The sequence below is a fragment of the Pantoea sp. Ap-870 genome (assembly GCF_011752515.1).
Taxonomy (GTDB): Bacteria; Pseudomonadota; Gammaproteobacteria; order Enterobacterales; family Enterobacteriaceae; genus Pantoea; species Pantoea dispersa.
Genome location: NZ_VWXG01000009.1, coordinates 108638 through 129609 on the forward strand (window position 1 = coordinate 108638; position 20972 = coordinate 129609).

The 20972-nt window shown below is 59.0% G+C and carries 24 protein-coding genes and 1 other RNA gene; 14 read left to right on the forward strand and 11 right to left on the reverse strand.

The window, feature by feature from the left end; translation table 11 throughout:
- Positions 1-2 precede the first annotated feature (2 nt).
- Positions 3-1451, reverse strand: coding sequence for a tagaturonate reductase (locus F3J41_RS19305; RefSeq protein WP_166712138.1), 1449 nt, complete (start codon positions 1449-1451; stop codon positions 3-5).
- A gap of 299 nt (positions 1452-1750) precedes the next feature.
- Between F3J41_RS19305 and exuR the strand changes: the two genes are divergently transcribed.
- From exuR to F3J41_RS19350, 9 genes are all read left to right on the forward strand, one after another.
- Positions 1751-2503 (forward strand): transcriptional regulator ExuR, encoded by a 753-nt coding sequence (gene exuR, locus F3J41_RS19310; RefSeq protein WP_058759846.1) that lies wholly within the window; start codon positions 1751-1753, stop codon positions 2501-2503.
- 336 nt (positions 2504-2839) lie between these two features.
- Complete coding sequence (locus tag F3J41_RS19315) at positions 2840-3514, forward strand: DedA family protein (protein ID WP_021509705.1); 675 nt, start codon at positions 2840-2842, stop codon at positions 3512-3514.
- On the forward strand, positions 3514-3882 hold the full coding sequence (gene mzrA, locus F3J41_RS19320; protein ID WP_166712140.1) for an EnvZ/OmpR regulon moderator MzrA: 369 nt from the start codon (positions 3514-3516) through the stop codon (positions 3880-3882). Before F3J41_RS19315 ends, mzrA begins: the two co-directional genes overlap by 1 nt.
- Positions 3883-4055: 173 nt before the next feature.
- Positions 4056-4430, forward strand: a complete 375-nt coding sequence (locus tag F3J41_RS19325; RefSeq protein WP_136546454.1) for a DUF1090 domain-containing protein — start codon at positions 4056-4058, stop codon at positions 4428-4430.
- Positions 4431-4464: 34 nt separating this feature from the next.
- Positions 4465-4770, forward strand: coding sequence for a YqjD family protein (locus F3J41_RS19330; protein WP_021509708.1), 306 nt, complete (start codon positions 4465-4467; stop codon positions 4768-4770).
- A 1-nt stretch (position 4771) separates the two neighbouring features.
- On the forward strand, positions 4772-5167 hold the full coding sequence (locus tag F3J41_RS19335) for a phage holin family protein (protein ID WP_021312955.1): 396 nt from the start codon (positions 4772-4774) through the stop codon (positions 5165-5167).
- Positions 5164-5448, forward strand: a complete 285-nt coding sequence (locus F3J41_RS19340) for a YqjK-like family protein (protein ID WP_010618800.1) — start codon at positions 5164-5166, stop codon at positions 5446-5448. Before F3J41_RS19335 ends, F3J41_RS19340 begins: the two co-directional genes overlap by 4 nt.
- 206 nt (positions 5449-5654) lie before the next feature.
- Complete coding sequence (locus tag F3J41_RS19345) at positions 5655-6065, forward strand: DoxX family protein (RefSeq protein ID WP_010618799.1); 411 nt, start codon at positions 5655-5657, stop codon at positions 6063-6065.
- An 80-nt stretch (positions 6066-6145) separates the two neighbouring features.
- Positions 6146-7120 carry a glutathione S-transferase family protein gene (locus tag F3J41_RS19350; RefSeq protein ID WP_166712142.1) on the forward strand — a complete coding sequence of 325 codons (975 nt, stop codon included), beginning with the start codon at positions 6146-6148 and terminating at the stop codon, positions 7118-7120.
- 70 nt (positions 7121-7190) lie between these two features.
- On the opposite strand, the gene mdtI is transcribed toward F3J41_RS19350, so the two are convergent.
- The 4 genes from mdtI to rsmI all read right to left on the reverse strand — a co-directional run bounded on the left by mdtI (position 7191) and on the right by rsmI (position 9691).
- On the reverse strand, positions 7191-7520 hold the full coding sequence (gene mdtI, locus F3J41_RS19355) for a multidrug/spermidine efflux SMR transporter subunit MdtI (RefSeq protein ID WP_021509711.1): 330 nt from the start codon (positions 7518-7520) through the stop codon (positions 7191-7193).
- Positions 7507-7857, reverse strand: coding sequence for a multidrug/spermidine efflux SMR transporter subunit MdtJ (gene mdtJ, locus F3J41_RS19360; RefSeq protein WP_021509712.1), 351 nt, complete (start codon positions 7855-7857; stop codon positions 7507-7509). The genes mdtI and mdtJ overlap by 14 nt, the downstream gene beginning before the upstream one ends.
- Positions 7858-8417: 560 nt before the next feature.
- Positions 8418-8794: RNase P RNA component class A (gene rnpB, locus F3J41_RS19365), an RNA gene on the reverse strand.
- A 33-nt stretch (positions 8795-8827) separates the two neighbouring features.
- A complete protein-coding gene (gene rsmI / locus F3J41_RS19370; RefSeq protein ID WP_058759850.1) occupies positions 8828-9691 on the reverse strand; it encodes a 16S rRNA (cytidine(1402)-2'-O)-methyltransferase in 864 nt (287 codons plus the stop codon).
- Between the two features lie 62 nt (positions 9692-9753).
- Between rsmI and F3J41_RS19375 the strand changes: the two genes are divergently transcribed.
- From F3J41_RS19375 to dolP, 4 genes are read left to right on the forward strand one after another with little or no spacing between them, the layout of a single operon-like run.
- The gene (locus F3J41_RS19375) at positions 9754-11799 is read left to right on the forward strand and encodes a penicillin-binding protein activator (protein WP_166712144.1); all 2046 of its coding nucleotides are present in this window, start codon (positions 9754-9756) and stop codon (positions 11797-11799) included.
- Positions 11757-12152 (forward strand): YraN family protein, encoded by a 396-nt coding sequence (locus F3J41_RS19380; RefSeq protein WP_166712146.1) that lies wholly within the window; start codon positions 11757-11759, stop codon positions 12150-12152. The genes F3J41_RS19375 and F3J41_RS19380 overlap by 43 nt, the downstream gene beginning before the upstream one ends.
- 14 nt (positions 12153-12166) lie before the next feature.
- Positions 12167-12754, forward strand: a complete 588-nt coding sequence (gene diaA / locus F3J41_RS19385) for a DnaA initiator-associating protein DiaA (RefSeq protein WP_021509716.1) — start codon at positions 12167-12169, stop codon at positions 12752-12754.
- Positions 12755-12768: 14 nt separating this feature from the next.
- Positions 12769-13341: a division/outer membrane stress-associated lipid-binding lipoprotein gene (gene dolP, locus F3J41_RS19390; protein ID WP_021509717.1), complete on the forward strand. Its 573-nt coding sequence runs from the start codon at positions 12769-12771 to the stop codon at positions 13339-13341.
- Between the two features lie 30 nt (positions 13342-13371).
- Here the strand turns inward: dolP and F3J41_RS19395 are convergent, their stop codons facing one another.
- Positions 13372-14073, reverse strand: a complete 702-nt coding sequence (locus F3J41_RS19395) for a pirin family protein (RefSeq protein ID WP_031280148.1) — start codon at positions 14071-14073, stop codon at positions 13372-13374.
- A 129-nt stretch (positions 14074-14202) separates the two neighbouring features.
- Between F3J41_RS19395 and F3J41_RS19400 the strand changes: the two genes are divergently transcribed.
- Positions 14203-15102: a LysR family transcriptional regulator gene (locus F3J41_RS19400; protein WP_021509719.1), complete on the forward strand. Its 900-nt coding sequence runs from the start codon at positions 14203-14205 to the stop codon at positions 15100-15102.
- Between the two features lie 217 nt (positions 15103-15319).
- Here F3J41_RS19400 and F3J41_RS19405 read toward each other — a convergent pair whose 3' ends face one another.
- The 5 genes from F3J41_RS19405 to F3J41_RS19425 all read right to left on the reverse strand — a co-directional run bounded on the left by F3J41_RS19405 (position 15320) and on the right by F3J41_RS19425 (position 20967).
- Positions 15320-17230 (reverse strand): BglG family transcription antiterminator, encoded by a 1911-nt coding sequence (locus tag F3J41_RS19405; protein ID WP_166712148.1) that lies wholly within the window; start codon positions 17228-17230, stop codon positions 15320-15322.
- 24 nt (positions 17231-17254) lie between these two features.
- A complete protein-coding gene (locus F3J41_RS19410) occupies positions 17255-17992 on the reverse strand; it encodes a KDGP aldolase family protein (protein ID WP_059012418.1) in 738 nt (245 codons plus the stop codon).
- The gene (locus tag F3J41_RS19415) at positions 17989-19110 is read right to left on the reverse strand and encodes a DgaE family pyridoxal phosphate-dependent ammonia lyase (RefSeq protein ID WP_058759854.1); all 1122 of its coding nucleotides are present in this window, start codon (positions 19108-19110) and stop codon (positions 17989-17991) included. The genes F3J41_RS19410 and F3J41_RS19415 overlap by 4 nt, the downstream gene beginning before the upstream one ends.
- Positions 19094-20227, reverse strand: coding sequence for an amidohydrolase/deacetylase family metallohydrolase (locus F3J41_RS19420; RefSeq protein ID WP_141497028.1), 1134 nt, complete (start codon positions 20225-20227; stop codon positions 19094-19096). The genes F3J41_RS19415 and F3J41_RS19420 overlap by 17 nt, the downstream gene beginning before the upstream one ends.
- A gap of 92 nt (positions 20228-20319) precedes the next feature.
- Positions 20320-20967 (reverse strand): DUF4310 family protein, encoded by a 648-nt coding sequence (locus tag F3J41_RS19425; protein ID WP_021509724.1) that lies wholly within the window; start codon positions 20965-20967, stop codon positions 20320-20322.
- Between the last annotated feature and the right edge of the window lie 5 nt (positions 20968-20972).

The following is a 20972-nucleotide window of genomic DNA, read 5'->3' on the forward strand; positions in this document are numbered from 1 at the left end:
CGTTATCTCAGTTGGCTAAGGGCCGTCCGCATGCCGTGGACGAGAATGTTGTGCAGCTGCTGGCTGACCGCCGTAACCAGACCGGGCCGCTGGGTTAAATCTTCGCCCCAGTGCTGCGCGTCGCTCAGTACGTCGCTCACCAGCTGCTGCGGGGTGAGTTGATCGGTGAGGACCGCCGGCCACAGCCGGGCAAAACGCTGCAGCCAGTGCGCGTCATCCTGCAGCGGCCACTGCCGGTCATCCTGCTGGCCGCGATAAAACGCCAGCAGCGCGGCAAAGGCAAAGATGAGGCGCGGCGGCCAGTCGCCACCCTGCTGCTGCGCCTGCAACAGCGCCGGCAGCAGGCGCGTGCGGAATTTGGTCATGCCGTTGAGCGCAATCGCCAGCAGCGCATGGTGAATAAACGGATTGCGAAAGCGGCGCTGCACCGCATCCGCATAGGCGTGCAGCTCGGCGCGCGGCAAATCCAGCGTCGGAATCACCTCTTCGCGCAGCAGCGCATCGACAAAAGCGGCCAGCTGCGCATCGTTCATTGCCTCGCCCACGCTCGCCAGCCCGGCCTGAAACGCTACCGGCACCAGCGCAGTGTGCGCCCCGTTAAGGATCGCCACCTTCTGCGCTTTGTACGGCGAGATGTCATCCACCCGCCTGACGGCAGGTGCCAGCGCCGTCAGCTGCAGCTCGTGCATCAGCGCATCCGGTCCCTGAAGCACCAGCTGGTAGTCGCGCTCCCCGGCCACCAGATAGCGGTCGTCATAGCCCAGTTGGGCTGCAATCTGTGCGCCATCCGGCGGATAGCCGCTGACAATGCGATCCACCAGCGTGTTGTAAAAGGCGCAGTGCTGCGTCACCCACTGCGCAAAGGCCGCTGGCAGCTGCCACTGCTGGCAGTAACGCAGCACTAACGCGCGCAGCGTGTCGCCATTATGGTCGATCAGCTCACACGGCACGATCAGCCAGCCTTTATCGGCGGCACCGGCAAAGTGCTGATAACGCGCCCACAAAAGCTGCGTCAGTTTGCCGGGAAACGACGACGCAGGTTGATCCTCCAGCCGATCCTGTTCGGCAAACACGATGCCGGCCTCGGTAGTATTGGAGAACACAAAACGCATCTGCGGCGCGCGTGCCAGAGCCAGGAATTCATCGAACTGCTGATAAGGCTGGATTTCACGATTAAGGCTGCGGATCAGCCGGGTTTCACTGAGCGGTTGCCCCGCTTCATTCAGGCCGCGCAGCAGCGTGGTATAGAGGCCATCCTGCTGATTGAGCGTCTCCGTCTGCATCCGGTTGCGCGGTCGCACCACCACCACGCCGGCATCGGTGCCCTGATGTTCATTGAGCCAGTCGAGCTGCCAGTCGATAAAGGCACGCAAAAAGTTGCCTTCGCCGAACTGGATCACGCGTTCGTTATAGCGTGCGCCGGGGAAATCGCGGCGGTTGAGTCGCAACATGTCGCTTCCTTGAAGATGAAATCGGTCAGCTAATGCGCAAAAGTTATCATACCAATTTCAGCGACAGGGAGATTTGTTTGCCAACTGCGTCACATTATCCATCATTGCCATACGGCGAAAGACGGCGTACCACTGATTTTCATCGACTTAAGACTATGTATATTATATTAATTAAAGATAAAAACCTGAGCAGGCGCGCAGGTTCTTAACTTGCCAGATGGTATAACATCTTCAGCGCTTTGCGACATCGCAGGGTAAGTGGTATAACAACTTACCGTCTTTCACAGAACCGAAAAATCATGGACCTGAACGAATCCCGCCGCCTCTACCAGCAACTCGCCAGCGAACTCAAGCAGCGCATCGAAGCGGGCAGTTATGCCGTGGGGGCAAAGTTACCGGCAGAGCGGATGATTGCGGAGGCGCACCAGGTGAGCCGCACCGTGGTGCGGGAAGCGATCATCATGCTGGAGGTGGAAGGCTACGTCGAGGTGCGCAAAGGGTCGGGTATTCATGTGATCAGCGACCAGCCACAACCGCGCGACAGCGCCGCCGATCAGCTGGAGTTTGCCAGCTATGGCCCCTTTGAACTGCTGCAGGCGCGCCAGCTGATTGAGAGCAATGTCGCCGAATTTGCCGCCACGCAGATCCGTCCGCAGGATATCGTGGCGCTGTTGGCAATTCAGGAAAAAGCCCGGCAGGAAGATCACGCGCGCGACTCAACGTGGGATATGGAGTTTCACGTGCGCATTGCCCAGGCCACCCAAAACAGCGCGCTGGCCGCCATCGTAGAGAAAATGTGGCGGCACCGGCTGCATAATCCTTACTGGCTCAAACTGCACGAGCACATTGACGCACGCCATATCACCAGCTGGTGTGACGATCACGACCAGATTTTAAAAGCGCTGATGCGCAAAGATCCCGCCGCCAGCAAACTGGCGATGTGGCAGCATCTGGAAAATACTAAACAGATGCTGTTCGACGCCACCGCCGATGATTTCGAATTCAACGTCGACCGTTACATGTTCGCAGAAAATCCGGTGATCCTGCCCTGAAGCCGCAATGGCAGAAAACGCTGCATTTTCAGGCTAAAAAGTCAGTTAATCTGCAATAGTGTCAGCTCGTGTAAAGCTCCTTTTGACCATCTGCGTCAAAAGGTAAAACTCCTGTGCGACCGCGACTTTACACTGTCTGAATCCCGCGATTTTTGTTACAGTTATCGCCCTTTTCTTACCCTTTGCGACAGGGCTATAAAAAGTCGCTGATTTAACAATCAATTCTGGATGGATCCGGAAATCCTGCTCAGGTGGCATACCTAAAATGTATAACTTAACCCGCCTGCGCCTAAGCCCCTCACGGGCACGTTTAACAATGATGTTCAGGAATGATTGATGGATATTTTGCAAGCATTGCTGCATGCCCTGTGGCAGCAGGATTACGAAATGCTCTCCGACCCCACGCTGGTGTGGGCGATTTATGGCGTGTTGTTCATGATTCTGTTTCTCGAAAATGGCCTGCTGCCCGCAGCGTTTCTGCCTGGTGACAGTCTACTGATTCTGGTCGGCGTGCTGATCGCGAAAGGCACCATGAGCTTCCCGCTGACCCTGCTGGTGCTGACCACCGGTGCCAGCCTCGGCTGCTGGGTCAGTTACATTCAGGGCCGCTGGCTTGGCAATACGCCGACGGTGCAGAAATGGCTCTCCCATCTGCCCGCGCAGTATCATCAGCGCGCCCACAGCCTGTTCCACCGCCACGGCTTGTCTGCGCTGCTGATTGGCCGCTTTATCGCCTTTGTCCGTACCCTGCTGCCGACCATTGCCGGCCTCTCTGGCCTGAGCAATGCCCGCTTCCAGTTCTTTAACTGGATGAGCGGCTTCCTGTGGGTGCTGATTCTTACCGTGCTCGGCTTTGCGCTGGGGAAAACCCCCATTTTCCGCCGCTATGAAGATGAGCTGATGTTCTGCCTGATGCTGCTGCCGCTGGTGCTGCTGGTCATCGGTCTGGTGGGTTCACTGGTAGTGCTATGGCGTAAACGTCAGGCGGGTCAGAACGGGAAGTCACAGTAATGACAGGGTTGCGTAATTTCCCCAGGCGTTTACTCCCCTGGCTGTGCGCTGGCGTGCTGGCGCTGCTGGCTATCGGCATTGTGCCCAAACTGATGCAGCATGAAACGGTGGTGAAGATCCGCGTGGCACACAGTGGCACCAATCTGCCGGACGGCTTTTATCTCTATCAGCAGCTTTCGGCGCAGGGCGTGCGGATTAAAAGTATTACCTCAGCAGGCGATGCGCTGGTCATTCATTTTGAGAATGAAGAGCAGAGCCTGGCCGCGCAGAAAGTACTGCGCCGCCTGCTGCCACAGGGCTTTGTCGTGGCGGCGGGTCCGCAGGCGTCACAGCAGGTGGTGGACGCTAATCGCCTCACCTATAGCTGATCCCCGCCGTCGGGTTCACCGCCCGGCGGCACCTCAATCCTCGCTATCCCCGCGTGTTTTTTGAATTTTTTCGTCTGCTGTCTATTCTTAAGTAAGCGCGAGCAGACGACAAGCTGGGATGCCCCTCCTGTCCGGTTTGCGACAGGTCGTCAACAATGGAAGGTAAAAACCTGATGAAACAACAACTACTGCTGGGTGCGATTCTTTTCTCTCTCTCGGGTTCACTGCTGGCAGCGGAATCGCTGTGTCAGCAAAAACAGCAGGATATTCAGCGCGAAATTGAGATGGCGAAACAGCACGACAACCAGCGCCGGGTCACCGGACTGGAACGCGCGCTGACTGAAGTCCGCGCCAACTGCACTGACGAGAAACTGAAATCCGCCCACGCTGAACGCATTGAAGCCCAGCAGCATAAAGTGGCTGAGCGCGAGCGCGAACTGCAGCAGGATCGCCAGGAAGGCAAAGACCAGGAGAAGATCGGTAAGCGCGAACGGAAGCTGGAAGAGGCACGCCAGGAGCTGAAAAAGCTGCAGGCCGAGCCTTATTAATCGGACTTAAATAAATGATGTAATGGAGAACACCATGGCTAAAGACACCACATCTGAACATCTGCGTGCGGAACTGAAAAACCTTGCCGACACCCTGGAAGAAGTGCTGAGCAGCTCGGCTGATAAGTCGAAAAGCGAGCTGGATAAACTGCGTCACAAAGCACGCGGTGCCATTGAGAGTTCACGCGAGCGGCTGGGCGAATCCGGCGAACGCATCGCGCAGACCACGCGTGAAGCGGCGGAGAAAGCGGACGTCTACGTGCGTGAAAATCCGTGGCACGGCGTGGGTATCGGCGCAGCAGTGGGCGTGCTGATCGGCATCCTGATTTCACGTCGTTGATATGAGCGAGAATCAGAGCCACGGCCCAGGCAAAGGGGTCTTCAATGTAGGTCAGCGCGTGGTGACAACGCTGGTTGGCATGGTCGAGACACGCGTGCGGCTGGCCGTTGCCGAGCTGGAAGAGGAAAAAGCCAATCTGATCCAGATGCTGATCATGATAGGCCTGACCATGCTGTTTACCGCTTTCGGATTGATGAGCCTGATGGTGCTGATTATCTGGGCGGTGGATGCGCAGTACCGGCTGATGGCGATTGCCATCACCACCGGCGTGCTATTCGCGCTGGCGCTGATTTTTGGTTTATGGACGTTGCGTAAATCCCGGCAGTCCACGCTGCTGCGCCATACGCGCAAAGAGCTGGACACCGATCGCACCTTACTCGAGGAGCATCGCTCATGAGTCAGCGTGAACGTGAAGCACGCATTCATGAATTGCTTAATCAGGTACAGCAGCAGCGGCTGGATCTCAGCGCTGCTCGCCGCGACTGGCTGGAAAGCACCGCGCAGTACGATCGCGGCTGGCTGACGTTTCTCAGCCTGCGCCGCTATCTGGCGATTGGCAGCAGCGCGCTCGCCATCTGGTCGATCCGCAGCCCCAACCGCATCATGCGCTGGGCCAAACGCGGACTCGGCCTGTGGAGCACCTGGCGCATGATCAAATCGGCGATGCCGCCACGCTAACTTTCCCACCTTAAACCGGATCGAAAAGGTTCGGTTTTCCTCCTTCAGAATTCCTGAATAACATCGACAGTTTATCTCGCTTACAACTATTGCTGCGCGCGACTATCATCTCCCTCCATCAGCCCGACGAACTGTTTAACGCGGTTTAGCGGGAAAATAACCCGGCAGGCCAACAACCTGCGCCAAAAACCTTGTTGGAGTAAATGATGAAAAAATTCGAAGACTCAGGCCTGCTGCTGGCACGCGTATTAATGACCATCCTGTTTATTACTGCCGGCTGGGGCAAAATCACCGCCTATGCAGGCACCGCACAGTACATGCAGGCGATGGGCGTGCCCGGCTTCCTGCTGCCGCTGGTGATTCTGCTGGAACTGGGCGGCGGCCTGGCGATTCTGTTCGGCTTCCTGACGCGCTTCACCGCGCTGTTCACCGCCGGCTTCACGCTGCTGACCGCGTTCCTGTTCCACAGCAACTTTGCGGAAGGCGTTAACCAGCTGATGTTCATGAAAAACCTGTCCATCGCCGGTGGTTTCCTGGTGCTGGGTCTGGTAGGTCCGGGCGCCTACAGCATTGACCGCCTGATTCGTCAGCGCTTTATGCCAGCAACCGCACGCTAAGCACACAAGCCGTGCAACAGCACATATACTGAATAGCAGGGGCGGGGATTTTCCTCGCCCCGTTTTTTTATGGAGGGCTTATGGGACAACTGATTGACGGTGTCTGGCATGACACCTGGTACGATACGAAGTCAACCGGTGGCCGCTTCAAACGCACAGAAGCAGTCTGGCGTAACTGGATCACGGCAGACGGCAACGCCGGGCCAACCGGGAAAGCCGGCTTTGCCGCCGAGCGCGATCGTTATCATTTATACGTTTCGCTGGCCTGCCCGTGGGCGCATCGCACCCTGCTGATGCGTCAGCTGAAGGGGTTAGAAGAGATGATTTCGGTGTCAGTGGTGCACCCGCTGATGCTGGAGAACGGCTGGACCTTCGACGATGACTTCCCCGCCGCGACCGGCGATTCGCTGTATCAGAACGAATTCCTCTATCAGCTCTATCTGCATGCCGATCCGCAGTACAGCGGGCGCGTGACCGTGCCGGTGCTGTGGGATAAAAAGCAGCACACTATTGTCAGTAATGAATCCGCCGATATCATCCGTATGTTCAACAGCGCCTTCGACGCGCAGGGCGCTCGCGCCGGCGATTACTACCCGCCCGAGCTGCGTGACAAGATCGACGAACTCAACGGCTGGATTTATGACACCGTCAATAACGGCGTCTACAAAAGCGGATTTGCCACGTCACAGTCGGCCTATGATGAAGCCGTAACCGCGCTGTTCCATTCGCTGGCACGGCTGGAGCAGATTCTGGGTCAGCATCGCTATCTGACCGGCGATCGCCTCACCGAAGCCGATCTGCGCCTGTGGACCACGCTGGTGCGCTTTGACCCGGTCTACGTGACCCACTTTAAGTGCGATCGTCACCGCATCAGCGATTACCGTAACCTGAACGGCTTCCTGCGCGATATTTATCAGATGCCGGGCATTGCCGATACGGTGAACCTGCCGCACATCCGCCATCACTACTACTGCAGCCACAAGACCATCAATCCGAACGGCGTTATTTCGCTGGGACCGGCTTTTGACTGGGATGAGCCGCACGGCCGCGGTTAACGGCTGGCTTACGCATGCCTGCCCTTCTCTCCCGCCATTGGGAAAGGAAGGCAGGCAGTATCGCGCTGCCTCAGGCAAATTTAATCAACACCATCCCGGCCAGCAGCAGTGCCACGCCCAGCCAGCCGCGGGTGTTCAGACGTTGTCCGAACAGGATCCAGCCTGCCGCTACGGTAGCCACCAGACCGAAACCGCCCCACAAGGCGTAGGCCACCGAGAGATCGATCCCCTTCACTGCCTGCGACAGGGCACTGAATGCCGCCAGGACAGCCACCAGCGATACCACGCCATACAGCGGACGACGGAAGCCGTTGGCGTATTTCAGCGCGATGTTAGCCACAATTTCCAGCACGATGGCCAGCGCCAGCCAGGCCAGATGCACGACATTAAGCGTGGTCATGACGCAGTTCCTTACGGCTGAATGTCCCCGCTTTGATCAGCGCGATACCCGCGATCAGCGTGATCAAACCCGCCGCCTTCATCACCGACAGCGCCTCGTCAAACAGCATCACGCTGGACAGAGTGATAAACAGAATACCGACGCCTTCCCACATGGCATAAGCCACGCCAAGGGCAATACGTTTAACGGCAAAGGTGAGGAAGATGTATGACAGGGCGATCATCAACAGCATAAAAATATAGCCAGCGCTGCCGCCATTAACGCTGGCCCATTTCATTGACACGGTGCCCGTAATTTCGGCAGCAATCGCTAACGCTAATAAAATCCAGTACAGCATGATTTCTCTCCTGTGAGAAATAAACGCCATCCACGCGCAAACAGCAGCGTGATAGCTGAAAAAGATAAAAATCTAGGAAGGAGAGAAAAAACTACAGCGCGAAGCGCCAGTGCCGATCGCTCAGTGAGCAGCAGAAAACGCAGGTGGGTGAAGAGGTTAATACGTAAAGTGTAACGAAATGGTTATCCATAATTTTACAACTTATCCACGTTGTTGCTTTTCCCGGTGTGGATGAAAAATTGTCCTCAGTAGTTGAACACGCGCCTATTCTGGCACAGGGAAAAGAATGTTTTTGCGGATTTGCGTTTCTTTACGCAGAGAAATGGGGGTTTTGTGCGGTTTTATCTGGCTACGTGCGGTTTTCTGCCCTCACCCTAACCCTCTCCCACGGGGAGAGGGAATAGTTAAGTGCGGTCTGGCAGGGCGAGCACTCAACTCGCCACACGCACAATCGGTCCCTTCTCCCGCTTGCGGGAGAAGGTTAGGATGAGGGACAGCACGCACCTTACCCCAAAAACAAAACGCCCGCAGATTCTCACCTGCGGGCGTCTTTATAAAAAAGTCGAAACTGACCGATAAGCCGGGTTCTGTCGTGGACAGTCATTCATCTAGGCCAGCAATCGCTCACTGGCTCAAGCAGCCTACCCGGGTTCAGTACGGGCCGTACCATGTGAACCCCTATTTGGCCTTGCTCCGGGTGGAGTTTACCGTGCCACGGACTGTTGCCAGCCGCGCGGTGCGCTCTTACCGCACCCTTTCACCCTTACCTGATCCCATTACTGGGCCATCGGCGGTTTGCTCTCTGTTGCACTGGTCGTAGGCTTGCGCCCCCCAGGCGTTACCTGGCACCCTGCCCTATGGAGCCCGGACTTTCCTCCCCTCTGCCCGTCTCCCCCGAAAGGGACGACGACAAAGCGGCGACTGTCTGGTCAGCTTCGGCGCGGGATAATAGGCGATCCGCCCGCGTTTGTCACGCCTCTTGCTGCTCCAGCGCATACTTGTACAGGGCGTTTTTCTTAACCCCATGAATTTCCGCCGTCAGCGCCGCCGCCTTTTTCAGCGGCAGCTCAGCCTGCAGCAGCGCCAGCGTGCGCAGCGCCTCTGCCGGCAGCGTCTCTTCATCCGCTTTATGGCCTTCGACAATCAGCACCATCTCGCCCTTGCGGCGATTCTCATCCGCTTGCACCCACGCCAGCAATTCACCCACCGGCGCACCGTACAATGACTCCCAGGTTTTGGTCAGCTCCCGTGCCAGCACCACGTAGCGCGCCGCGCCCCATACGCTGACCATATCCTGTAGCGTATCCAGCACGCGATGGGTCGATTCGTAGAAAATCAGCGTGCGCGGCTCGTCACTCAGTGCACGCAGCGCATCGCAACGCCCTTTACTTTTGGCCGGCAGAAACCCTTCGTAACAGAAACGATCGGACGGTAATCCCGCCGCGCTCAATGCTGTGATCGCCGCGCAGGCACCGGGCAACGGCACCACGCGCACCCCGGCTTCGCGGCAACGACGCACCAGATGGTAGCCCGGATCGTTGATTAACGGCGTGCCCGCATCGGAAACCAGCGCAATGCTCTGGCCCTCCTGCAGCTTCGCTAACAGCACGTCGGCCTTCTGCTGTTCGTTATGGTCGTGAAGTGCGAACAGTCGCGCATTGATGGCGAAATGTTGTAGCAACAGCCCGGTATGACGTGTATCTTCCGCAGCGACCAGATCGACGCTCGCAAGCACCGTCAGCGCACGCTGCGTGATATCACCCAGGTTACCGATCGGGGTAGGAACGATATAGAGCGTGCTGGCAGAAATCTCTGCCCGATCGAGTTGTTTCATTGTTTCATCCGAATTGCCGATTTAATATTGAGCATCTTGAAAAAAACATCACTGGATACAGTATGCTTCCTTCGAAAGTCGTACGTCATAAAGCAGGACGCCTGGTCCCTGTTTTGCTCGCGGGCCTGATTCTGGCCGCCTGTAGCGGCCAGGGACCGCAGCAAACCTCAAGCGTAAACGTGCAGGGTCCTGCCACGGGCCGCTCTGACTATTATCTGCAGCAGGTGCAGCAAAGCAGCGATGATAGCAAGACCGACTGGCAATTACTTGCCATCCGTGCCCTGCTGAAGGAAGGAAAGTATCCGCAGGCGCAAAATCAGCTCGGTCAGTTGCCACAGCAGCTCTCTGACGTACAACAGCAGGAACTGCTGCTGCTGCGCGCCCAGCTGCAAATTGCCCAGCAGGATTTCAACGGTGCTCAGCAGCTGCTGGGACAGATAAAAGCCGCTGACCTGTCGCAGGATCAGCAGGTGCGCTACTACGCGCTGCAGATTGCCGCTGCGCAAAATCGTCCGTCGCTCGCGCTGCTGCGCGCCTATATTGCTCAGGAACCGCTGCTGAAAGGCGCCGATCACCAGAGCAATATTGACGCCACCTGGCAGGCGCTGACCCAGCTAACCCAGGATCAGCTCAACAGCGTGGTGATCAACGCCGACGAAAATACGCTGCAGGGCTGGCTCGACCTGCTGAATACCTGGCACGCCAACAGCCAGGATGCCCAGATGCTGAAAGCCGCCATTAGCGACTGGCAGACGCGCTATCCGCAAAACCCCGGCGCGAAAACCCTGCCGACCCAGCTCAGCCAGGTGCAGAACTTCACTAAAGCCTCGACCAGCACAATCGCGCTGCTGCTGCCGCTTAATGGTCAGGCGCAGGTGTTCGCCAGTGCCATCCAGAAAGGCTTCAACGATGCGAAAAACGGTGTGCTGACTGCGCCGCCAGCTCCTGCCGCACCGGCCAGCAGCGATGCCAGCGCCTCCACGCAACAGCCCGCCAGCACGGCAACACCAGCCAGTGGCGATGCCAACGCGGTAGTCAGTCCGTCGGCCGCGGCTATCACGCCGTCAGACAGCGCACAGCCGCAGCAGCCCGCCGCACAGCCAGCCGTCGCGCAGCCCGCCAGCAGCGCCCAGGTGAAAGTGTATGACACCAGCAGCCAGCCGATTGCTCAGGTGATGCAGCAGGCGCAGCAGGATGGTGCCACCCTGGTGGTTGGTCCGCTGCTGAAAAATAACGTGGAACAGGTCGCCAACAGCCAGACACCGCTGAACGTGCTGGCGCTCAACGAGCCAGAGCAGATCCAGAACCATCCGAATATTTGCTATTTTGCGCTTTCTCCTGAAGACGAAGCGCGCGATGCCGCGCACCATATCTGGGATCAGGGCAAACGCCAGCCGTTGCTGCTGATGCCGCGCAGCAGCTATGGCGACCGCGTGGGCAAAGCGTTTGCGCAGGAGTGGCAGAAGCTGGGCGGCGCAACCGTGCTGCAACAGCGTTTCGGCGGTGTGGGCGAGCTGAAACAGGGCATCAACAGCGGCGCCGGTATTGCACTGAGCGGCACGCCATTGACGGTACAGCCGGACCAGCCGCAGGGCGTGGCGGTCGCCGGTCTGACGATTCCGGCACCGCAGACCAGCGCTCCGGCACCTGAGAGCGCCAGCAGCAGCGGCAGCGTTGATGCGGTTTACATTATTGCCACTCAGGACGAACTGCAGCTGATCAAGCCGATGATTGCCATGCGCACCAGCAGCCGCAATAACATCGCCCTGTATGCCAGCTCGCGCAGTGCGCAGGCCGGTGCCGGTCCGGACTTCCGGCTGGAGATGGATGGCCTGCAGTTCAGCGATATTCCGCTGCTGTCCGGTGCCAATCCAGGCCTGATGCAGCAGGCGGCGCGCAGTTTTAACAACGACTATTCGCTGGTACGCCTCTACGCGATGGGCATTGATGCCTGGACGCTGGCGAACCAGTTTAACCAGATGCGTCAGGTACCGGGCTTCGCCATTGATGGCAACACCGGCAAGCTGAGCGCCGACACGGATTGCGTGATCAACAGGAAGTTGGCATGGAACCAGTATCGTCAGGGACAAATCGTTCCGGTGCAGTAAACCGCCAGCGCCTCGGCGCTGAGCAGGAGCAGCAGGCGCGTCGCTACCTTGAGCGCGCCGGACTGCAGTGGGAAGCCAGCAATGTGCGCTGCCGCAGCGGGGAAATCGACCTGATTATGCGCGACGCGGATTGCTGGGTGTTTGTTGAAGTGCGCTATCGGCGCGATGCACGTTTTGGCGGCGCGGCTGCCAGCGTGACGCGCCAGAAACAACAAAAGCTGCTGCGTGCCGCTGCGCTGTGGTTGCTGGCACGCGGCGGCAGTTTTGATACGGTGAATTGCCGTTTTGACATCATCGCCATCACCGGGCGCGAACTGGTGTGGCTGGCCGATGCCTTTCGTGCGGATGGATAGAACCAGGTGGTCTTGTGCAGGACAGAATTAAAGCGTGTTTTACCGAAAGTATTCAGACGCAAATCGCCGCAGCCGAAGCGCTGCCAGATGCGATTTCCCGCGCCGCGATGACGCTGGTGCAGTCACTGCTGAACGGCAACAAAATCCTCAGCTGCGGTAACGGCGCCTCGGCGGCTAACGCCCAGCATTTTGCCGCCAGCATGATTAACCGTTTTGAGACTGAGCGTCCCAGCCTGCCGGCGCTGGCGCTGAGTGCGGACAATGTGATGCTGACGGCAATCGGTAATGACCGTCTGCACGACGAAATTTATGCCAAGCAGGTTCGTGCGCTTGGACAGGCCGGCGACGTTCTGCTGGCCATCTCCACCCGTGGCAACACCCGCGATATTGTTAAAGCGGTGGAAGCTGCGGTTACCCGCGATATGACTATCGTCGCGCTGACCGGCCATGACGGCGGTGAGCTGGCGGGCCTGCTCGGTCCGCACGATGTGGAAATTCGCATTCCGTCACATCGCAGCGCACGCATTCAGGAGATGCATATGCTGACGCTGAACTGCCTGTGCGATTTGATTGATAACACCTTGTTCCCACACCAGGAATGACTGAAGGAGCTCAAATGAAAGCATTGAACGCTATCGCCATTCTGTTAACCGCCATGCTGCTGCAGGGCTGCGTGGCGGTTGTCGCCGGCGGCGCTGCGGTCGCCACCAAAACCGCCACCGACCCGCGTACCGTGGGCACGCAGGTTGATGACGGCACGCTGGAGCTGCGCGTCACTAACGCGCTGGCAAAAGATGAGCAGATCAAAAATCAGGCGCGCGTGGTCGTGACCGCGTATCAGGGCAAAGTACTGCTGACCGGTCAGGCACCGTCAGCCGATCTCGCCAGCCGGGCGAAACAGATCGCCATGGGCGTTGATGGCGCGACAGAGGTGTATAACGAGATTCGCACCGGGCAGAAAGTGAGCCTCGGCACGTCTTCATCAGATACGTGGATCACCACCAAAATCCGCTCGCAGCTGCTGGGCAGCGATCAGGTGAAATCGTCCAACGTGAAAGTCACCACTGAGAACGGGGAAGTGTTCCTGCTGGGTCTGGTAACGCAGGAAGAAGCGAAGGCAGCAGCGGATATCGCCAGCCGTGTCAGCGGCGTGAAGCACGTCACTACCGCCTTTACCATTCTGAAATAATGCCACAGGCGGCCAGCAGGGCCGCCTTTTTTACACCGGAATATCAATCACCAGCGCGCGCAGCGGCGTTTCCGCCTGCAGCGTAATCTGCGCCTCTTCACTGACAAACGCCCCATCGCCACAGCGCAGCTGCTCCTGATGCGCACTGCTGGCCCGTACCTCAAGCGCACCGTGAATCGACTGCAAATAGGCGCGCGGTCCGTGCAGCGCCAGGCTGTACTGCTCGCCCGGTGCCAGCGTGACCTGATGTACCCACACCTGCTGGCGCAGCTGCAAACTGCCGTCCGCGCCATCCGGTGATGCAATCAGTACGTGGGTTTGCTGCGGCAGCGCGCGTTTTTGCAGCAGCGGATTTTCCCGTTCCGGACAGGCGGCCAGCCACAGCTGCATGCGCGTCAGCGGGCGATCCTTGCTGATATTGTGTTCGCTGTAATTGACGCCCTGGCGGGCCGACAGCAGCATCGCTTCGCCCTCGCGCGCCACCAGGTGATTGCCTTCGCTGTCGCGGTATTCGGCTTCACCCTGCAGCACCAGGTTGAGCACATCCACCTGCGGATAGGTGCGCGGCTGAAATGCCGCACCGGGTGCCAGCACTTCCTGATTCAGCACGCGCAGCGAGGCGTAGCCCATCAGCTGGGGATCAAAATAGTGGCCAAATGAGAAGCTATAGCGCGCCTGCAACCAACCGAAATCGGCCTGGCCACATGCGGACGCGCAGCGGGTTGTCATCATGCTTTACCTCCGACGCACTGCGGTGAGAATCCACCACAGGCTTTATACGTCAATGGTAAAAGGCTGGACGCCGGATTGTTAGCCAGTTAATCTGCCTGGCATATTCAAATTTACTGACAGAGAGTCGGCATGGCTAAAGAGCGCGCGTTAACCCTGGAAGCTTTACGTGTGATGGATGCTATTGACCGTCGCGGCAGCTTCGCCGCGGCGGCCGACGAGCTGGGACGCGTGCCATCGGCGCTGAGCTACACCATGCAGAAGCTGGAAGAGGAGCTGGATGTGGTGCTGTTTGACCGCTCCGGCCATCGCACCAAATTCACCAACGTCGGGCGAATGCTGCTGGAACGCGGCCGCGTGCTGCTGGAAGCCGCCGATAAACTCACCACCGATGCCGAAGCGCTGGCGCGCGGCTGGGAAACCCATCTGACCATCGTGGCCGAAGCGCTGATCCCGACCGAGCTGCTGTTCCCGCTGGTAGAGAAGCTGGCCGAGAAAGCCAATACGCAGATTTCGCTGGTCACTGAAGTGCTGGCGGGCGCGTGGGAGCGACTGGAGCAGGGCCGCGCCGACATCGTGATCGCGCCGGATTTGCATTTTCGCGCCTCCACCGAGATCAACACACGCAAGCTGTACAGCATTATGAGCGTGTATGTTGCCAGTCCGGATCACCCGATTCATCAGGAAGCCGAGCCGCTGTCCGAGGTCACGCGCGTTAAGTATCGCGGCATCGCTGTGGCGGACACCGCGCGCGAACGTCCGGTATTGACGGTGCAGCTGCTGGACAAACAGCAGCGCCTGACGGTAAGCAGCATGGATGATAAACGCCGCGCGCTGCTGGCGGGTCTCGGCGTAGCGACCATGCCCTATCCGATGGTAGAGAAAGATATCGCCGAAGGCCGCCTGCGCGTTGTCAGCGCCGAGTATACCCGTGAGGTGGATATTATTATGGCGTGGCGCCGCGATAGCATGGGTGAAGCCAAAGCCTGGTGCCTGCGTGAGATTCCAAAACTGCTGGCGAAACGCGGCTGATTTCGGGGCTGGCGGCCTTTCGCCCTCACCGCAGCCCTCACCCCAGCCCTCTCCCGCACGCGGGAGAGGGAGCCGTCCGGGCATGGTTTGAGGGTCAGAATTCAGTCAATCCACCGGGCGCTGAGAATCAGCGCCTGAACTCACACGCCGCTGGGTCGGTCCCCTCGCCCGCTTGCGGGAGAGGGTTAGGGTGAGGGACAAACCACACCCATCCCCATCACAACCGGCTCAGACAATCCATCGCCACTGCTTTAAAGCTGACGAAATCAGCGCAGTCGCGCAATCTTGTCACCGCCCTTTCGCGCAGGAAGGTGACAAACAGATCGTAAATCGCCATCGCCTCCTCGTATTCACTCTTACTGATCGCCAGCAGAAAAATTACCGAAGCCGTCTCATCGCCCCAGCTCACGCCGTGCGGTGCCAGCACGGTATAAACCACGGTTTTTTTAGCCAGTAATCCCAGCGAGTGTGGCAGCGCGATCCCTTCGCCCAGCATGGTACTGACAATCGCTTCACGCTCTTCGACCGAAGGATAAAAATCAGCATCGACATAGCCCTCCGCCTCAAGCCGATCGCACAGCAGGCGGAACAGCGCCGACTGGCTCATTGGCCGGTCGAGCACCATGAAATGCTGCGCGTCGAAGTACTTCTCCAGCATGTAAGGCCGGGTGCGATCCACCAGCACCAGCTTGCCGAGCTGTTCCAGCTGAAACTCCGTAGGGAACGGCGACATCATCACTACCGGCTTGTTCTTCTCGCTGAGCCGCGCGGTTGAAATAACAAAATCTTCATCAATGTGCGCACGCACTTCGTAGTCACGCTGCGACAGCCGCGCCGTCACCACCAGCTGCGGGTATTTGCGCAGCAGCAGCGCCTCGATCATGCGCAGCGTGGAGTTGCCGCTGTCGCAGACCAGCAACACCTGCGGGTGTCGCTGGTAGCCGACATCGTAATGTCGCTCCAGCCCGACGCCGATGTGCAGCACCAGAAAGCCAATCTCGTTTTCGCTAATGGTATACGGCGTGTATTTGCCCCAGCTGGTGACGGCCGCCAGCGTCACATCGTAGGCCATCGGATAGTGCTGCTTGATGTTACTCAGCAGTGGATTGGGAATGTGGATTTGATAGCGCACGCGGGTGATCATGGTTTTGATGTGCGTGAGCAGATCGGCGCGCAGCTGCTCATCCTGCTGCAGCCGGTAGTTGTAATGGGTGTTGATGTAGTTAAGCAGGTAATCCACCAGCGCATCCGCGTCATCGGCGTTGATGGTGCTGGGGGCCAGCGCCTGAATCTGCCGCGCCGCAATATTAACGCGCAGCCAGTTCTCTTCCGCCTGCGAGATGCCTTTGCCCACCAGCGGACGCATCAGATTAACCAGATCGTGCGCCGCCTCGCGTATCTCCTCGCCAACATCCTCCGCGCCGGGATCGCTGAGCGGGAAGCCTTCGCTGATGCGGCGCACCGCCACCGCGCAGTAAATCAGCAGATAGCGCTCGCCTTCATCGCTCAGCCGGATGGCATGCTGCATGAAACACTGCGCCAGCAGCGGCTGCAGCTGCGCCAGCATGCCGCTGTGCAGCGCCTCGACCGTCAGCAGCGGGCTGTCGGGTGTCTGCTGGTCGATTTGCCACAGCAGATCGGTCAGGCAGGTGCGAATCGCCGCCTCGCTACCAAACAGTTTCATACCGTAGCGCGGCTTGGTTTCGATGTTGAGATGATAGCGGCCCAGCCACTCGCGCACTTCCGCCATATCGCTCTGCAGCGTGGCGCGGCTGACGAACCACTCTTCCGACAGATCTTCCAGCTTGAGCGAATACGCGGCGGTGAGAAAGCGGCTCAGCAAATAGCGCACCCGATCCTGCGAGGTGCGCGGCACCCGCAGCGGTGCCGCACTCTCCTGCTGCAGGCGGCCGAAGCGTACCGCGTCGTCGATTTTTAGCTGATAGCCCGCGCCGCGCGCCAGCACGAACTGAGCGCCGTGCTGTTCCAGCAGCGCATTGAGCGCGGTGATGTCGGTGCGCACCGTGCGCGTTGAAACGGAAAAACGCCGCGCCAGCTCATCCTGTGGCAGCGTTTCGCTTTGCAGCGCCGCGAAGAGTTGAGCTAAACGCTGATTGGGAAATCTCACGGAGCCTCACCTGTTACTCATTTGTTACAGCAGTTTCTTGCACGTTGCCAGAAGCTGACGCACATCGTCAATGCGCGTGTCGCCGCTGGCGCTATCAATGATCGAGCTGTAAACGTGCGGGATGACTTTACTGACCCCGGCCTCCAGAGCAATCCGCACGATCTCTTCGAAATTACTAAGATCGATACCGCCGGTCGGCTCCAGCCAGAAATCATGGCGCGCACAGGCGTCCGCCACCGCGCGATACTCCTCCACCGCTTTCAGGCCGCCCATCGGGAAATACTTAACCGAACTGCCGCCCATATCCTGCAGCATGGCGATCGCCGTGGCGATCGGCACAATACCGTCCGCCGCCTGCGAACTGCGCGGACCGGTGGAGATTTTCACCTTGCCCGGCGTGCCGGTTGGTGAAACCAGACCGTTCACGATAGTGTGTGGCTGTCCGAGCAGCGCGCGGCTGGTGGCCACGCCGGTAAAGACCTGATTAACGTGCTGCGGCTGCAGTTCTGCCGAGATTTCACTGACCATCGCCGACTGATTCGGGTCGCCCGCGCCCAGCCCGACCGACAGCGCATTATCAATCAGCGCCGCATACTCGCGCATATCGGCAATCGCGGCCTCATTCGAGGCATAGTTCTTCGACAAAACGCCGACCAGCACATGCCCTTCTGCCGCCTGCCAGATCGCCTGCGCATTCTGCTTTGAACCGGCCAGCACGTTGAGGCACAGACGGCCCTGATAGAAATTGGGGTTGAGATTCATGCGCGTTTTCCTCCGCTGAGCAGCGCCTGGATGCGGCTAAAGATGATGTGCAGCTGTTCCGCGCTGACGCTGCGCACATCCGCTTCGATAATGCCTTCGTTGGCTTTATAGCCGCGGAAATAGATGGCGATGTCGCCGTTTTTCAGCGCCTGCACCAGCTCGCCGGTTGGCCAGCCCGTCACCGCTTCATCAAATTTGATCTCGGCGCGGGCGATATCACGACCGGCCGCATCCCACACCACGCGCGCGCTGACGCCGTTCAGCGTGTTGAGGTTATCGATAAAGGGCGTCATCTTCGCCACCATGTCGGCACCGCTGGTTTTGCTCTGCAGCAGATAGTTTTCAATCGCCTGAGTCAGACCGAGAATGCCCTCTTTGCCAACTTTCATCGCGCGGCCAATGCCGTTGCTCTGGCGTTTCACCCACTCGACGTACTGGCTGCGGCCAATCACCAGGCCGCTGGTTGGCCCTTCAATGGCTTTGGCACCGCTGTAGATCACCAGGTCGGCGCCCATCTGGTAATAGCACTGCAAATCCTCTTCGGCCGCCGCATCGACAATCAGCGGAATACCGTGTTTGCGCGCGACTACTGCCGCCTGTTCGACGCTGAGATGGCTTTTCTGCACACAGTGATGCGACTTGACGTACAGCAGCGCCGCGGTGGTCGGCGTGATGGCCGCCGCCAGCTGTTCTGGCGAGCACTCATTGCTGTAACCGGCCTCAATCAGGCGTCCGCCGCCCAGCGCCACCATGCTGCCCACCGGCGCGCCGTAGTTCACGTTATGGCCTTTCGGCACCACAATGTCGTGCGGCACGCTGAGCGGCGCGGCGTGCAGGTTATCCAGCAGCCAGTCGTTATCTTTGACGATCACCGCCGCTACGCACTGGGCAATACCGGCCGAGGCGCAGGACACCACCACCGCGTTTTCGACTTCCAGCAGGCGCGCGATGTAGGCACCGGTTTTGTTGACCAGATCTTTGATCTCAAAGTAGTGATTAAGGCCGTAGCTGACGGTATCCACCACGTCGGCGGACGGCGTCGACACGCCGAGAATGGTCATACGGCCGGAGGCGTTGATCACCTGTTTCAGGTCATATTTCTCATAAATCGAAGACATGATGTGCTTTCCCTTCCTCAGTCAGATGCCACTGGCCCGCGATCACCACGGCCAGCGGCAGCAAATGTTGCTCACCCGTGACCCGTTCGCCTTCAGCATCGACGAACGGGCGGGCTTCCTCTTTGACGGTAAAAATTGTCAGATCGGCGTCATAACCGGCGGTCAGATGCCCTTTACCGGCCAGACGCAGACCCGCAGCGGCATTAACGGTGACGCAGGCGATCACCTGCGGCAGCGTCATGCCGATGGAGAAAAATTTCGACATCACGTGCGCCAGGCTGTGCACCGGGCCGTTGATGCGGTTGCGACAATAGATATCGGAGCTGATGGTGTCCGGCAGAATGCCCTGGGCAATCGCCTCGCGCGCCACCGCAAAACTGAAGCTGGCGCTGCCGTGGCCGATATCCAGCTTCACGCCGCGCGCGATCGCCTGCTTAACCGCCGCTTTCAGCTCGCCCTGCGGTGACAGAATGCGGTTCGGCTTGCCGTTAAAGCAGTGAGTGATGATGTCGCCGGAAGTGAGCAGCGCGGCGATCTCCTCCAGCACCGGCGGGTTGTTACCGATGTGCACCATCAGCGGCAGATTGCCCGCCGCCTGCTGAATGGCTTTGGCGCGCACCAGCGGCTGAATGCCGTTGTCGCCGACCACGCTGCTGCTCATGCGCGCCTTCAGGCCGACGATAAAGTCCGGGCGACGCTGTACCGCCTGCACCACCGCTTCGCCGTCGATCTGCGCCATGTCGGCCAGCTCGTTCTGCGTGACGATGCCGGTGCGCGAGATGTTGATCAGCGCGCGCACTTCGGTCTTCGCGCTGCGCGTCAGCTGATAAAAGTCGTCGATGTGATCGGCACCGGTGCTGCCCGCATCCACCACGGTGGTGACGCCCTGCGCCACGCCAATCGCGTCGGCTTCGTCGTGGTAAATCGGTGATTTGGGATAGCAGTGTACGTGGCTGTCAATCCAGCCGGCACTGACGTAGTAGCGGCCGCCGAGATCGCGCTCCTGTTGCGCTGCGCCGTCCACCTTACCGACCGCCGCGATTTTGCCGGCGTGAATCGCGATATCCACCAGCTGTTCATCACACAGACGCGCGCGGCGCAGAATCAGATCAAACATAAAACCCCCATTTACAGAGCGCACATGCCGTAGCGGCGCAATTTATTGCGCGATAAATCGCGCCGCTACGGGATTGTGCAGCCATTTAGCGCTTACAGCGAAACCGGGAAGATAGCGCCAAGCACCATGGCACCGAGAATGGCGCCGCCGGTAATCGGCTTGTTCCACAGGTAAAACAGCAGCGCACCGACCAGCGAACCGAGGCCGATCGGAATCGACGCCGCCATGGCAGACAGAATAATCAGTGGACCAAGGAAGCGACCGGAGGCATTCCCGGCGCCCATCATTACGTCCGCGCCGTAGGTGGAATCGCTCTGGTTGATGGTGAATTTACGCGCGAGGATAATCACGTAGCCAATCGCCACGCCAATCACCAGCCCGGTTGCCAGCGAGGCGGCAAAGTTCGCCACCGGAAACACGATACCGGCTCCCAGCAGCAGCGCTGGCACACCGAGGCCGACGCCGGTCTGAATCGCGCCGCCGATATCCAGAATCCCTACCAGCGAGCCTTCAATGATGCGCGCAAACAGGAAGCTGGCACCAAACGCCGCCACCGCGCCGTACACGCCGGTTTCCATGCCGGAGCGCAGCATCGAAACGAATGCCACTTCGTTAAAAGCACCGATGCCGTACAGGTAGTACATGTGCGTCCCGGCGAATACGCCGGAGGAGAGCAGGCCGACAAACAGCGGGAAAGACCAATCGGCGTACCAGAACCCTTTGTTTTCGTTCTCGTTCATGCTGA